General features: G+C 70.1%; 16 protein-coding genes. 12 read left to right on the top strand and 4 right to left on the bottom strand.

What is annotated here, in order from left to right:
• Positions 1-6: 6 nt before the first annotated feature.
• The gene (locus IF61_RS34275) at positions 7-1,047 is read right to left on the bottom strand and encodes a DedA family protein (RefSeq protein ID WP_078660291.1); all 1,041 of its coding nucleotides are present in this window, start codon (positions 1,045-1,047) and stop codon (positions 7-9) included.
• A 282-nt stretch (positions 1,048-1,329) separates the two neighbouring features.
• Between IF61_RS34275 and IF61_RS0117600 the strand changes: the two genes are divergently transcribed.
• A complete protein-coding gene (locus tag IF61_RS0117600) occupies positions 1,330-1,695 on the top strand; it encodes a YbjQ family protein (protein WP_030367363.1) in 366 nt (121 codons plus the stop codon).
• 98 nt (positions 1,696-1,793) lie between these two features.
• On the opposite strand, the gene IF61_RS0117595 is transcribed toward IF61_RS0117600, so the two are convergent.
• Complete coding sequence (locus IF61_RS0117595) at positions 1,794-2,552, bottom strand: MerR family transcriptional regulator (RefSeq protein ID WP_030367362.1); 759 nt, start codon at positions 2,550-2,552, stop codon at positions 1,794-1,796.
• Positions 2,553-2,628: 76 nt separating this feature from the next.
• Between IF61_RS0117595 and gad the strand changes: the two genes are divergently transcribed.
• The 6 genes from gad (at position 2,629) to IF61_RS35910 (ending at position 7,592) form a co-directional block, all read left to right on the top strand.
• Positions 2,629-4,089: a glutamate decarboxylase gene (gene gad / locus IF61_RS0117590; protein ID WP_030367361.1), complete on the top strand. Its 1,461-nt coding sequence runs from the start codon at positions 2,629-2,631 to the stop codon at positions 4,087-4,089.
• Positions 4,090-4,187: 98 nt separating this feature from the next.
• On the top strand, positions 4,188-4,934 hold the full coding sequence (locus tag IF61_RS33425; protein ID WP_030367360.1) for a transglutaminase-like domain-containing protein: 747 nt from the start codon (positions 4,188-4,190) through the stop codon (positions 4,932-4,934).
• Positions 4,935-4,982: 48 nt separating this feature from the next.
• Positions 4,983-5,414: a DUF6234 family protein gene (locus tag IF61_RS0117580; RefSeq protein ID WP_052392777.1), complete on the top strand. Its 432-nt coding sequence runs from the start codon at positions 4,983-4,985 to the stop codon at positions 5,412-5,414.
• A complete protein-coding gene (locus IF61_RS0117575; RefSeq protein ID WP_052392776.1) occupies positions 5,411-5,632 on the top strand; it encodes a GntR family transcriptional regulator in 222 nt (73 codons plus the stop codon). The genes IF61_RS0117580 and IF61_RS0117575 overlap by 4 nt, the downstream gene beginning before the upstream one ends.
• 101 nt (positions 5,633-5,733) lie before the next feature.
• Positions 5,734-6,237, top strand: coding sequence for an SH3 domain-containing protein (locus IF61_RS0117570; RefSeq protein ID WP_030367357.1), 504 nt, complete (start codon positions 5,734-5,736; stop codon positions 6,235-6,237).
• Complete coding sequence (locus tag IF61_RS35910; RefSeq protein ID WP_030367356.1) at positions 6,234-7,592, top strand: hypothetical protein; 1,359 nt, start codon at positions 6,234-6,236, stop codon at positions 7,590-7,592. Before IF61_RS0117570 ends, IF61_RS35910 begins: the two co-directional genes overlap by 4 nt.
• A 347-nt stretch (positions 7,593-7,939) precedes the next feature.
• On the opposite strand, the gene IF61_RS0117560 is transcribed toward IF61_RS35910, so the two are convergent.
• Positions 7,940-8,887 (bottom strand): DMT family transporter, encoded by a 948-nt coding sequence (locus IF61_RS0117560; RefSeq protein WP_169748827.1) that lies wholly within the window; start codon positions 8,885-8,887, stop codon positions 7,940-7,942.
• Between the two features lie 273 nt (positions 8,888-9,160).
• Between IF61_RS0117560 and IF61_RS0117555 the strand changes: the two genes are divergently transcribed.
• Both IF61_RS0117555 and IF61_RS35300 read left to right on the top strand, forming a co-directional pair.
• Positions 9,161-10,033 carry a 2OG-Fe(II) oxygenase family protein gene (locus IF61_RS0117555; RefSeq protein ID WP_245684540.1) on the top strand — a complete coding sequence of 291 codons (873 nt, stop codon included), beginning with the start codon at positions 9,161-9,163 and terminating at the stop codon, positions 10,031-10,033.
• 128 nt (positions 10,034-10,161) lie between these two features.
• Positions 10,162-10,284, top strand: a complete 123-nt coding sequence (locus tag IF61_RS35300) for a SapB/AmfS family lanthipeptide (protein WP_107043058.1) — start codon at positions 10,162-10,164, stop codon at positions 10,282-10,284.
• Between the two features lie 55 nt (positions 10,285-10,339).
• Here the strand turns inward: IF61_RS35300 and lspA are convergent, their stop codons facing one another.
• Complete coding sequence (gene lspA, locus IF61_RS0117545) at positions 10,340-10,906, bottom strand: signal peptidase II (protein ID WP_245684539.1); 567 nt, start codon at positions 10,904-10,906, stop codon at positions 10,340-10,342.
• Positions 10,907-11,106: 200 nt separating this feature from the next.
• Between lspA and IF61_RS0117540 the strand changes: the two genes are divergently transcribed.
• The 3 genes from IF61_RS0117540 to IF61_RS0117530 all read left to right on the top strand — a co-directional run bounded on the left by IF61_RS0117540 (position 11,107) and on the right by IF61_RS0117530 (position 13,324).
• Positions 11,107-11,355 carry a hypothetical protein gene (locus IF61_RS0117540; RefSeq protein WP_030367352.1) on the top strand — a complete coding sequence of 83 codons (249 nt, stop codon included), beginning with the start codon at positions 11,107-11,109 and terminating at the stop codon, positions 11,353-11,355.
• 107 nt (positions 11,356-11,462) lie between these two features.
• Positions 11,463-12,749, top strand: a complete 1,287-nt coding sequence (locus IF61_RS0117535; protein ID WP_157848619.1) for an MFS transporter — start codon at positions 11,463-11,465, stop codon at positions 12,747-12,749.
• Complete coding sequence (locus IF61_RS0117530; protein WP_030367350.1) at positions 12,746-13,324, top strand: hypothetical protein; 579 nt, start codon at positions 12,746-12,748, stop codon at positions 13,322-13,324. Before IF61_RS0117535 ends, IF61_RS0117530 begins: the two co-directional genes overlap by 4 nt.
• The last annotated feature ends 25 nt before the right edge of the window (positions 13,325-13,349 follow it).

The following is a 13,349-nucleotide window of genomic DNA, read 5'->3' as shown; positions in this document are numbered from 1 at the left end:
GGGCCGTCAGCGACGGGCGTGCCGCCCCCGCTGGGACGGCGGTCGCGGGCCGCCCGCAGGGCCCTGGTCCTGGTCCTGGTCGTGGCCTTGACTCTGGTCCTCGCCGGAGTACGGCACCTGGCCGGGACCCGCGTAGGGGCTCTGCCCCGGGTACGGGTTCTGGCCCGCGTACGGGCTCTGACCCGGATACGGGTTCTGCCCCGGGTATTGGTTCTGTCCCGGGTAGGGGCTCTGGCCCTGACCGCCGTACGGGCTCCGGCTCTCGCCGGGGAACCCGCTCTGACCCTCGCCGCCGTACGGGCTCTGCCCCGTGCCCGGGTAGCCGTTCCGGCCCTCGCTGCCGTACGGCGCCTGCCCCGCGCCCGGGTACCCGCCGCCGTACGGCGGCTGCGGCGCCGGCGCCGCAGCGGCCTGCGCCGCCGCCTTCTTGCTCTTCGAGCGCGCCCGCAGGAATTCAATGATGATCGGCACGACCGAGATCAGCACGATCGCGACCAGCATCAGCTCGATGTTCTTGTTGACGAACTCGATCTTGCCGAGCGCCGCGCCCAGCAGCGTCACGCCGACGCCCCAGAGGATGCCGCCGATGATGTTGAAGGTGAGGAACGAGCGGTAGTTCATCCGGCTCACGCCGGCGATGATCGGCGTGAACGTACGGATCACCGGCACGAAGCGGGCCAGAACCAGCGATTTCGGCCCGTACTTCTCGAAGAACTCGTGCGCCTTCTCCACGTTCTCCTGCTTGAAGAGCTTGGAGTCGGGGCGCCGGAACAGCGAGGGGCCGACCTTGCGGCCGAAGAGGTAGCCCGCCTGGTCGCCGAGGATCGCCGCGACCGCCACCAGCGTGCACACCAGCCACAGCGGCTTGCTGATCTGGTCCGTGGTGACCAGCAGGCCCGTGGTGAAGAGCAGCGAGTCGCCGGGGAGGAAGAAGCCGATCAGGAGGCCGGACTCCGCGAAGACGATGGCCAGGACGCCGATCAGACCGAATTGCTCGATCAGATAGTTCGCGTCCAGCCACTGCGGGCCGAGCGCGAGAGTGGTCATGGGGGTCACGGGTGACAGGCTCCTGGGTCGAGGGCGCAGGCTCGTGCGAGGCCCGGGCACAGGCTGGGTGGGGTGATGTGCGGCCCCAAGTTACCAACGCGGCGGGCCTCAGCCGCGTTCCAGTGTGATTACCAGTGTGCGGCAGCGGCCCGCCCCGCGTCCTCCCTTACGCCTCCCCTCACCCCCTCCCCCGCGCCCGTGCCTCCGGTCGGCGCAACCCCGCGGCCCCGGCATGCGTCCTGGTCAGGCACCCGCAAAACTGCACACACGGAGGTGGATGCGATGGGCATCGAGGAGTACGGCGGCGGGCAGTCCCAGTCCGACGTCCTGGTGGTGACGACGAACGACGTGCCGGGTTACAAGGTGGACCGCGTGATCGGCGAGGTCTTCGGGCTCACCGTGCGCTCCCGCCACATCGGCAGCCAGATCGGTGCGGGCCTGAAGTCCCTCGTCGGCGGCGAGCTCAAGGGCCTGACGAAGACCCTGGTGGAGACCCGCAACCAGGCCATGGAGCGGCTGATCGAGCAGGCGCGGGCCCGCGGCGCGAACGCGGTGCTGATGTTCCGCTTCGACGTGACGGAGGCGGCGGACGTGGGCACGGAGGTGTGCGCGTACGGCACGGCGGTCGTGATCTCGTCCCGCCCGTAGGAACGCGGCAGGAAAGCAGCAGGCGGGGTGGGCCGGCAGATGCGCCGGCCCCCCCCGCCTTTCACAACCCCCCGGGCCCCTCAGGCCCCTCGGACCCCTCAGGCCTTGCGCTCCGCGTTCGCGCGGATGGCGTCCCGCAGGTAGGTGCCCATGCCGGGCCGGATCGCCTCGTAGTGGGCGGCGAACCGCTCGTCTGTGACGTACATCTCGGCGATGCCGGTGTGAATCTCGTACGTGCAGTCGTAGTAGAAGCGCACGATCTGCTGCCGGTGCTCCTCGGCGAGGTCCATGGCCTCCGCGGAGTCAGCGGCCGCACCGGTGCCCATGAGGGCGGCGATGCGCGTGTTGAGGCCGTTCGTCTCGTCCTGGATCCGCTGCCAGTCCTCCTTCGTGTACGAGGCGGTCCGGCGCTGCGACTCGCGGTAGGCCTCCGTGTCGCCCCACCGCTGCTCGACCTCCTCCGCGTGCACGTCGGGGTCGAAGTCCCCGAACACCTCGAACTTCTCCTCCGGCGTGAGCTTGATACCCATCTTCTTCGCCTCCATGGCGTGCTCCACTGCGGTGGCCATGCGCTGGAGCTGCTCGATCCGCTCGGTGAGTAGGCCGTGCTGGCGGCGCAGGTGCTCGGCCGGGTCCGCGCCCGGCTCGTCCAGCAGCACCGCCACCTCGTCCAGCGGAAAGCCGAGCTCCCGGTAGAACAGGATCTGCTGCAGCCGGTCGAGATCGGCGTCGTCGTAGCGCCGGTGACCCGCGTGGCTGCGGCCTCCGGGCGAGAGCAGCCCGATCTCGTCGTAGTGGTGCAGCGTCCGTACGGTCACCCCGGCGAAGGCGGCGACCTGCCCCACGGAATAGCTCATGTCCGCTTCCTTTCGCTTACGGGCTCCACGGTGCGTCCTCCCGTTACGTGAGGTGCAAGTCCGTATCGTCACGATCATGGCCCTGCACCGAGGCGAGGACGTACGCGGCGTACGAGAGGCACACGGCGTACACGGCGGCCGCTCCGCACGCCGCCACGGCCGCCTGGCGGTGAACCCGTTCCTGTACGGCGAGGCCGACCCGGTCGGCGGGATGGCGGCCGAGCCGCCGCGCCACCGGCTGCCCGACGGGCCGATGGCCCCGCACGCCGCCTACCAGGTCGTCCACGACGAGCTGATGCTCGACGGCAATTCCCGGCTCAACCTGGCCACCTTCGTCACCACCTGGATGGAGCCCCAGGCCGCCGTCCTCATGTCCGAGTGCCGCGACAAGAACATGATCGACAAGGACGAGTACCCGCGCACCGCCGAACTGGAGCAGCGCTGCGTGGCGATCCTCGCCGACCTGTGGCACGCCCCCGACCCGTCCGCGGCCGTCGGCTGCTCCACCACCGGGTCGAGCGAGGCGTGCATGCTCGCCGGCCTGGCCCTCAAACGGCGCTGGGCCGCCCGCAACGCCCACCGCTACCCGGGGGCCGGCGCCCGCCCGAACCTGGTGATGGGCGCCAACGTCCAGGTCTGCTGGGACAAGTTCTGCAACTTCTGGGAGGTCGAGGCCCGCCAGGTGCCCCTGGCCGGCGACCGCTTCCACATCGACCCCGGCGCCGCGGCCGCCCTCTGCGACGAGAACACGATCGGCGTCGTCGCCGTCATGGGCTCGACGTTCGACGGCTCCTACGAGCCCGTCGCCGACGTCTGTACGGCCCTCGACGAACTCCAGCACCGTACGGGCCTGGACGTCCCCGTCCACGTCGACGGCGCGTCCGGCGCGATGGTCGCCCCCTTCCTCGATCCGGAGCTCGTCTGGGACTTCCGCCTGCCGCGCGTCGCTTCCGTCAACACCTCCGGCCACAAGTACGGGCTCGTCTACCCGGGCGTCGGCTGGGCCCTGTGGCGCGACCGCTCAGCCCTCCCCGAGGAGCTGGTCTTCCGCGTCAACTACCTCGGCGGCGACATGCCCACCTTCGCCCTCAACTTCTCCCGCCCCGGCGCGCAGGTGGCCGCCCAGTACTACACGTTCCTGCGACTCGGCCGCGACGGCTACCGCGCGGTGCAGCAGAACGCCCGCGACGTGGCCTGCCGCCTGTCCGGCCTGATCGAGGAGACGGGCGACTTCCGCCTCCTCACCCGCGGCGACGAGCTCCCCGTCTTCGCCTTCACGACGGCCGGCGGCATCGACGCGTACGACGTCTTCGACGTCTCCCGCCGCCTGCGCGAACGCGGCTGGCTCGTCCCCGCCTACACCTTCCCGCCCGACCGCGAGGACCTCTCCGTCCTCCGCGTCGTCTGCCGCAACGGCTTCTCCCACGACCTGGCCGACCTCTTTATGGACGACCTCCACGCCCTGCTGCCGGAACTCCGCCGCCAGCCCCGGCCGCTGGGGCGGCCGGAGACGGTGGCGACGGCGTTCCACCACTGAGGACGGGCGCCTTCCGTCCGCCCATCCGTCCACCTATCCGAGTGCCGTGGCCGCCATCACCGTGAGATGCCGCCACGGCGTCGAGGATCCTCCCGTCCATGCACGTGAAACGCACGGGTTTCCTGGACAGCACACGCTTCTGTGACGCCGGATCAAAGGCGATAGCCGACGCGGCGGCCGAGGCCACCGACGGAGCGATAACCGACCGCGACAAGGCAGTGGCGCTCTTCCGGTGGGTGCAGGATGAGATCAAGTACGCGATCCTCCACGACTGGACGCACACCGCGACGGAAACGCTGCGGATGGGCCGCGGATCCTGCTCGAACAAGGCGAACCTGCTGTGCGCCATGCTGCGCGCGCAGAACATCCCCGCCGGATTCGGGGTACTCGTCGTCAACGGAAAGGAATACTTCGGCCAAGGCTGGTTCCCCGCGCTGCGGGAGATGTGCGACGAGACGTCGCGGCACTTCTTCGGCGTCGTTCACCTCGGCGGCAAGTGGCTGCGGTGCGACCCGAGCGACGACCGCGCCCTGTCAGCGGGCGCATCCCACATCAACCGGCCGTCCACACGCATTCACTTCGACGGCACCGCCCACGCCGACATGCTCCTCGACCCCGCACACGTCCTTTCCTCCTCCTGGCCCGTGCCGGACATCGACCGGTTCCTCGCCAGGAAGACCACGAAACCGAGGGAGAATTTCGCGTACATGAACTCGTATGTCGAGTTCGTACGTCTCCACGGGTCCCGGTACGCCGGGCCGCGGGCGCTGGAGGAAGCCTTCCACGCGTGGCGGCGCGAGACGATCGCCGGGGCGGGCGCGCGAGGCGGGCAGCGCGCAGGCTGAGTACGCGTACTCATGCGTGCCCCGCAAGCCGCCCGGCAAGGTGCGGCTATGACGAGCGCACTCCCCGAACCTCCGCCCCGGCGCACATGGCGGCCCTGGTCACGCAGGACGTCACTCGGTCAGGACGTCGGCGTCGGCATTCTGCTGTTCATAGTCGAGGCGGCCGTATTCGTGGCGGTCGAATTCGGGTACGGCATGGAGGTGTGGGCCGCGCAAGGGCACGCAGAGCAGATCGAGGCGGCAAGGCTCGCGGGGCTCGCCTGGACGCAGCACTTCCTCATCGCCACGCTCGTGCTTGCCGGGCTCGCGCTGCTGTCGCGCGCGCCCTGGACAGTCCTGTCGCAACTCCTGGCCGCCGGCGCGGTAGCCGCGCTGCTCACACTCGCTCAGCACGACTACGACCGCCGCCACCCGGCTCCCCTTCCTCCCCCGAACCCGGCCTACACGCCCTGCTTCAGCGGCAGCGGAAGGTGTAACTGAGCCGACTGATCCCGATTCATTTCCCCAGGCACTTTCGGCGACGCATCGCCAGGGGCGAGTACCCGCCGAACTACCTCCTTTCCGAGACGAAGCTCGAACAGGAGTGCATGGTCGCGAGAGCGACCGTCCGCAAGGTCACGGCGGCCCTCCGCGCCGAGGGGCTGATCGTGACGACGCCCGGCATGGGCTCGTTCGTCACCGCCCAGCCTGAGACATAAAGACTGACACCGGCCGCCCCAAGAGCCCCCATCAATGCCCTGACCTGCGAGTTCTCCCGAAGTGAGAGACTGGCAACAGGGGCCTCTGAGAGGGGGCGGCCATGGACCGTTCCGACACGTCGCGGGAGCCGTTCAGCGCGAGCCACACGACCCCCGCCGATGGCTTGGACTTCTGGCAGGCGCCGGACCCGATGAAACAGCCGGACGGCCGTCTGGCTCCCGGCGTGGAAGTGCAACTCCTGGAGCGGGCCCCCAGCGGTTGGGCCCGCGTACTGAGGGCCTCCGGCGGCTGGCCCGTCTGGGTGGACGGGCGGCGCCTGGAGGAACGCGCGTCGCCTGCTTCCGCGGACGGGGAGCTCGTACCGAAGCTGCAGGCGGCGCTGTCGGCCTGTTCACGACTCCTCGAAGACCTGGCCGCCAAGCGCATCGACGCCCCGTCCTTCCGCGCCCAGGCATTCCGCGCCGGGCTCGTCGTGCACGGCGGGGAGGCGTGGATGTGGGACTTCACGAACGGCTGGTACTGCTACGACGGGGCCGCCCTGCGCCACATGGAACTGCCCGGGGACGCGCAGGAGCGCGATGAGGGGCACGAGGTACAGCCATGAACCCGTGGGACGCGGTCAACGACCTGCTGAAGATGGAAGAACTGCAGCGAGAGATCCGGGCGTGGGAGAGCATCCTGGACCTCAAACGGACGGTCCTGGACACCTGCAGGCGCTATCTCCTCTCGGGAAAGTACGTCAACTACGGCCTGACCGCCCAGACGGCCCAGAAGGAGATCCAGCTTCTGGAGAAGACCATCGAGCTCGGAACGGAGAGGGTGTCCGCGTACCAACAGGCCTTGAAGCAAGGGCCGCAGGCCGCACGCTCGATGCTGGAACAAGTGTCTGCGCAGAAGGGTGAGCTCGACCTGACGAAGGCCACGCAAATGGCTGAGGAGTACGAGGCCGCGGAAGCAGCGCAAGCGGCGGAAGCGGCGGAAGCCGCTCAGGCCGCACGCGCCGGGCAGCTGGCGCGGATGCCCGGCGCCGGTCCCGGCGTGGGTTCCGGAGTTCCCACCGGCGGCCCTCCCGGGCCGCAGTGGGCGAAGGTGCCGGGCGGCGGAGGCGTGGGGCCCGAGGTCCCGACGGGTGGCCCTGCCGCGGCGGGCGAGAGCGCCGCAGCGGGCGAAGGGGCCGCCGTGGGTGAGGGAGCAGCCGTCGGAGAGGGCGCCGCCGTGGGCGAGGGGGTGGCCGTGGGCGAGGGCGTCGCCGCGGAGAGCGCGCTTGCCGGGGAGGCCGTGGGAGCCGCCGCGACCGGCGAAGCCGTCGGCGGTGCGGCGGCTGCCGAGACCGTGGGCGGCATAGCAGGGGGGCTCGGCCTGGGGACGCTGATCGTGGGCGGGCTGGTCATCCTGGCCCTGGCGGGCGGGGCCGTCTACCTCTGGAACCGCACGCACCAGCCGTCCCCACCCCCGCACCCGCCCGGAGTGACGGCCCCGCAGCAGCCGGGGAATCCGGCCCCGGGCAACCCGTCGACGCCCGAGCCGTCGAACCCTCCGCCCGCAGCACCGGCGTCCTTCGATATCAACGGCACGTACAACGGAACCCTGAACGGGGCGGTCTGCGCGGTCCCCGAGTGCTTCGTCGACATCGCGAAGCAGAGCGACCCGACCGGCCCCGGCCCCGACGAGGCCGGGCACATCACCATCACCGTCACCGAGGTGAACTACGCCCCGGCCTTCAACGGCGTAGCCACCCTCCTCAATGAGAAGCTCGGGCCGATGGACGCGGCACTGTTCCAGGACGGCACGGTCCAGGGCTCCGGCACCACGACGGACACCGACACCAGCCCGGGCGGCAGCACCAGGACAGGGCCCTACCTCGTGAGCGGCAGCTTCAAGAACGGCACTACCGGCTCGCCCTCGTACACGCTCACCCTGACGTTGGACACCCAGTACAACCTCACCGGCGCACGCTAAGACGTGCCCGGCGATCGGCCTGGAACGGGCGTACGGCCGCGCCTTCACCCGGTCACGGCCCGTTCGCTCCCAGATCCCGGCGGCGAACTGAGCAGTGCGCTACGGTGGATGCCGTGTGGTACGGCACCTGAGGTACCGGACTACGCAAAGACGCCCGCCGCAGGGACTGGCCCCGCGACGGGCGGGCCGAGAGTTGGCCGTACGGGGCGTACTGGGTATACGCCCCGCCGGTCAGCCCTTACCGATCATCACCAGTGTCAGGACGATATCGCCTGAGCCCGGTAACTCGCATGCGTTTGACCGCTGTTCCCGCTCCCAGTCACGGTCCCGCTCGACGCGAGCCGGGCTCAACCGGCCGCGTCGGCCCGCTTCCCCGACTCCGCGAGGAGGATCGCGGAGACAACGAGACCCGCCCCGCTGAGGTTGACCGCGGTGAAGGTCTCCCCGGCGAACCAGTAGCCGGAGAGGCCGGCGAAGACCGGTTCCATCGCCATGATCAACGCGATGCGGCCGGGCGATGAGGTCGCGAACGCCTTGGTCTTGACGAAGAAGGCGAGTGCGGAGCCCGGGAGCGCGGTGACGGCCAGGGCCACCCAGACACCGCTCGTGGCGGGTGCGGCGAGAGTTCCGGTGACGAGGGACCACAGCAGTCCGCACAGGCCCACTGTCGTCAGCTGTACGACGGTGAGGAGCCCGGTGCGGGCGCCCGGGCCGATGCGCGCGAGGACGACGTTCTGCACGGTGAACGCGAGGGCGCAGCCCAGCATCAGTGCGTCGCCGCGGTTGACCGACAGGCCCTTGAGCGTGAGGAGGGCCAGTCCGGCGAGGGCCAGGACGGCGCCGGCGGTCCGGCGAGGGCGCGGTGGCGTCCGGTAGGCGAGGGCCCATAGGAGCGGGGTGAAGACGACGGCGAGTCCGGTGATGAAGGCGGCGTTCGACACGGTGGTGTCCTGAAGGCCGGCGGTCTGCAGCGCGTACGCGGCGAAAAGCACGCCTCCGGCGACGGCGCCGCCCGCCACTTCACGAGCCGTCATCCGTGCAAGGTCGCGGTAATGGAAAAGGCCGACGAAGGCTGCCGCGCCTAGGAAGCGGTAGGCGAGGAACGCCGGTACGGGGAGGAGGACGACGGCGTCCTGGACGACGACGTAGGTCCATCCCCACAGGGCCGTGATGCCCAGCATGGCCAGCGCCCACCCGGTGGAATGGCGGGCTGCCGGGCGTTGCGGGATGCGGGCGGAGTCGGGGGCGGGGGCGAGGACGGGTCCGGTGGCGTGCCGGTCGGCACGGGGGTTCACGAAGGGCATTCCTGGCAGCCGCACTCGAGTACCTCTCGTCGGGCAGCGAGGAAAGTAGTGCGAGCGGAAAACGACGTCAACGCCGGGCCGCATTCTTACACTTGGCTGAAACCGTCTCCGTAAACCGGCGTACGGAGGAGAACACTTTGAGTGGATGCCCGGTCGGCACCTGGTCGGGATACTGAGCTACGGAGATCCCCTTCGCATGGAAGATCTTTCGGAGGTGTCACAGGGGTGATTTCGGCAAAGGTATCGGGATCGGCCATCGCGTCAGTGGACCTGACCTCGGAAGATGCGGTCGCCGAGATAGGCGCAGCGTGCCGTCGCGACGGATTCTTCTTCGTGCTCAATCATGGCGTACCAACCGGCCTGGTATCGCCTGCGTTCGAGGAAACACTGCGGTTCTATGCACGTCCGGCTCACGAGAAGAAGAACCTGGCCGCCGATGTGCGCTCGCAGTTCCTGGGCTACCGGAGCGTGGGTCAGGAGAGAAGCACCTCGCACGCGGGCGGCGAGGCTTGTGAGCAGTACAGGATCGGGCGGACGACCGGTGCCCTCGCGTCGGGCCGGCCGGCGGATTTCTACCACGAGCCCTTCCGGCGGTGCGCCGAACTCTTCGAGCGCATGGTCGTCCTGGGCGACTCGCTTCTCTCCGCGTGCGTCGCCGATCTCGCTCTGAACGGTGGCTTCTTCGATTCCTGCATGAAGTCGCCGATGCACCGGCTGGGGCTCAATTACTACAAGGTGGGATACGGCGCGGAGATCGCCAATACGGTGGACTATGCGATGTCACCGCATGTCGATCACGCCCTCTTCACCGTCCTGGCGCAGGACGAGCCGGGCCTGGAGGTACGGGGCGCGGATGGCGGATGGATACCGGTTCCGGTGATCCCTGACGCGTTCTTCGTCTTCCTCGGCGACTACTTGCAACGGTGGACGAACGGCACCTACCGGGCGGCGCTGCACCGCGTCGGTCCGGTGCCCGTCGACAGGGTCTCCATCCAGTACAAGCACCGCCCTTCCTACAGCACGGTGGTCGCGCCACTGGAGCCGTTCATCAGTGAGACCGACCCGCCCCGCTACGAACCGTTCGACACGGGCAGCCAGTACGCGTCCCTCCTCGAATCCCTCCTCGAAGGGCGCTAGACGCCCGGTCGGCCGGAACTCTTCTGCGCGCCCGGCAGCGGCCGGGGCCGGTTGCCCCGGCCCCCCGCGGGGCAAGGCCCCTACGGGCCCCCTGCGGGCATCGGCGAGCGGGACGGAAGGGGAACGAGATGGTGCTTCTCGATCTGCAGGTGATGGAGTCCGCCATGGCCGCGGGACAGGGCACGGGGTTCGGAGCCAGCACCGAGCCTGACAGCGGACTCAGCCTGCTCATCTGCCACAAAGCCGGGTGAAGGCGGTGCGGCACCCGCGTGGGTGCCGCACCATCCGGCTCCGGTTGCCCGGGAGTCAAGCGGCCTCGGCACTCCGGGCGCCGGCTTGTCCCCTCGTGCCGTCCAGTTCCCATCCCCGAAGAGTGCAGAACACGATCAGGACGCCGCCGCAGAACACCGCCCAGTCGGCGAGATTCATCACGCTGAAGCCGCGGACGGAGATGAAGTCGACGACCGCGCCCTGCAGGCCTCCGGGGGAACGGAAGAGACGGTCCGTCAGATTGCCGAGCGCGCCGCCGAGCAGCAGGCCCAGGGCGATGGCCCACGGGGTGCTGTAGAGCTTGCGCGCCAGGCGGACGATCGCCACGGCGACGGCAGTGGCTATGAGCGTGAACACGATGGTCGTCGTCTCGCCGATGCTGAACGCCGCGCCGGGGTTGCGCATCACCCGTAGCTCCAGCCACGAGCCGATCACCCGGACGGCAGGCCGGTTCTCCAGCTCGGCGACCACAACCAGCTTGCTGCCCAGGTCGATCAGGTAGGAGAGCCCCGCCACGGCGAGAAGCAGCAGCACCCGCCGCCTGCCCCCGGCGCTCGCTCCCCGCTCACCGGATATGCCCGCCGCGCCACTCGGCCCGCTCACGTCCACTCACCCCGAAATCGTCGTCCGGCCGTGCTGCGGCCCGCTCTTCCACACCTGCGCACGAGACCGCCCCGGCCCCCAGCGTACGGATGTCCCTCGCACGGGGAGCCGTCAGCACCGTCGGTTCCGGCGGCTTCTGGCACAACGGTTGCCTGATTGTCCGCTTGTTAGGATCCGCAGACCACGACAGAGGGGGCCCCATGGCTGACGGCTACAAGGACATCAAAGCTGCGGCGAAAGACACCCACAAGAATATTTGGGGTGCCTGGTTCTTCTTCGGAATCGTGGCAATCGCCGTCGCCCTTTTCACCGACGACGACTCGGTCACCGGCATCATCGCGGACTTCGTCGCCAAGTGGGGATGGATACCTTCGACCGTCATCGCCTTGCTCGCCTCCGGCCGGGCGAGCAGCCGGGCGGACGAGGCCCGCAAGCGGGCGCTGCAGTAAGACTCCTGTCGGCCGAATGGCCGTACCGCCCGCCGCTCCCCATGGCGGGCACCCGCCGCGTCCCGCATCATCGCAAATGATCGATTTATCGACTTTGCGAGGTTGATGTGACGGTATCGCCGCCGGCATCGGTGCCGGGCCGCTCCATCGCCGCAGGCCTCATCGGCACCACGCTCACCTGGTACGACTTCTTCCTCTACGTCAACGCGAGCGTGCTGGTCTTCAAGCACCAGTTCTTCCCCTACCTCGCCCCCTTCACCGCCGTGCTCACCGCCGTCGGCCTCTACGGCGTCAGCCTCGTCGCGCGGCCGGTCGGAGGGCTGGTCTTCGGGCACATCGGTGACCGGCACGGCAGGCGTGCCGCGCTCGTGGCCACGCTGGTGCTGACCGGCGCGGCGACGGGACTGATCGGGGTGCTGCCCCCGTACGGGGAGATCGGGATCGCCGCCCCGCTGCTCCTCGTGGCGCTGCGCCTGCTGCAGGGCCTCGGCCTGGGCGGCGCGTGGGCGAGCGCGGCCGTCGTCGCGCTGGAGTGCGCGCCGCCGGGGCGCCGCGGCCGGGTGTCGAGCTGGGCGCAGATCGGGGCCCCGGCCGGGAACCTGCTGGCGTTCGGCATGCTGACGGGCGTCTCGGCCCTGATGTCTCCCGGCGCGTTTCTGACCTGGGGATGGCGGTTGCCGTTCCTGTTCTCGGCGCTGCTCGTCGTGGCGGGGCTGTGGGCGCGGGCGCGGATCGCGGAGAGCGGGCCGTACCAAGAGCTGTCCTCGGCGGGTGACCGGGCGGCACGGCCGCTCGCCGCTCTCCTGTCCGCCCACCGGACCGAGCTGCTGACCGCCGCGGCCGTCGCCCTGGGCGCGGACGTCGTGCTGTTCGCGTTCTCCTTCGGTTCGGCGCTGTTCTCCCTGAAGGTCGCGGGCCTGTCCGTCACCGCGCTCGTGGCGGCCGCGGTCCTCGCCCCGCTGGCCCTGATCGCGCTGATCCCGTTCTTCGGCGCCCTCTCCGACCGCTGGGGCGCCCGCCGGGTCTGTCTGGCGGGCACCGCGGGAACGGCGCTGTGGGCCGCCGCGTTCGTGCCCTTGTCCCGGGCGGGTTCGGCGCCCGCCCTGGCCGCCGGCTGCGTTCTGGCGCTGGTCGCCTTCGCCGCGATGTACGCCCCGCAGGCCACGCTCGTCGCCGGGCTCTTCCCCGGCCGCGTCCGCCTCAGCGGCACCGCGGCCGGCAACCAGCTGGCCGGGCTCCTCGGCGGCACCCTCGCCCTTTCCGTCAGCGGCGCTTCCTGGGCCCGCGGCCCCCTGACGGTCCCGCTGTACGCCGTCGCCGCGCTGGTCCTCAGCGGCGCGGTGCTCCTCTTCGCCCGGCGTTTCACCCACCCCACCCACGGAGTCCCCACATGAAGATCCCCTGGCGCGTCCCCTGGCGCATAACCACCGTCGCGGCCATCGCCGCCCTGTTCGGCGGACTCCTCGTGCACGACGTCTCGTCGGCCGAGGAAGCGCAGGTCATCACCTGTACCCACACCTGGACGATGACGTTCGAACCGGCCCTGACCCTCACCCCGCAGCCCAGCGTGACGGCCAGGATCGGCTCCCCCAACGGTACGCTGAACAACTGCACCGGCGACCCGGCCGTCACCACGGCGGACTTCGTGTCCGAGGGCGTCGGCAAGAACGTGACCTGCGGTGCGGGCACGTACAGCAGCAAGCCGGAGGCGGCGAACCACGCCACCTGGAACGCCACGAGTGGGACGCCGGCCATGGACTACAGCTGGTCGCTGCAGCCCATCTCGGACCTGCTCAACGTCCAGACCCCGCTGAGCGGCGGCATCACCCAGGGCCGCTACCAGGGCGGCACCTGGACCGCGGTGATCGACGCGGTCCACTCCACGATTCCCCTGACGGACTGCTCGGCCCCCGGCGGGCTCAAGTCCATGAAGGTCTCGGGGACGCTCGTCATCACCACCCCCGCGTAGGACTCGTCATCACCACCCCCGCGTA

The sequence above is a fragment of the Streptomyces roseoverticillatus genome, assembly GCF_000719265.1.
Taxonomy (GTDB): Bacteria; Actinomycetota; Actinomycetes; order Streptomycetales; family Streptomycetaceae; genus Streptomyces; species Streptomyces roseoverticillatus.
The sequence above is the reverse complement of the archived record's forward strand: the minus strand, read 5'-3'. Positions and strand labels throughout refer to the sequence as shown.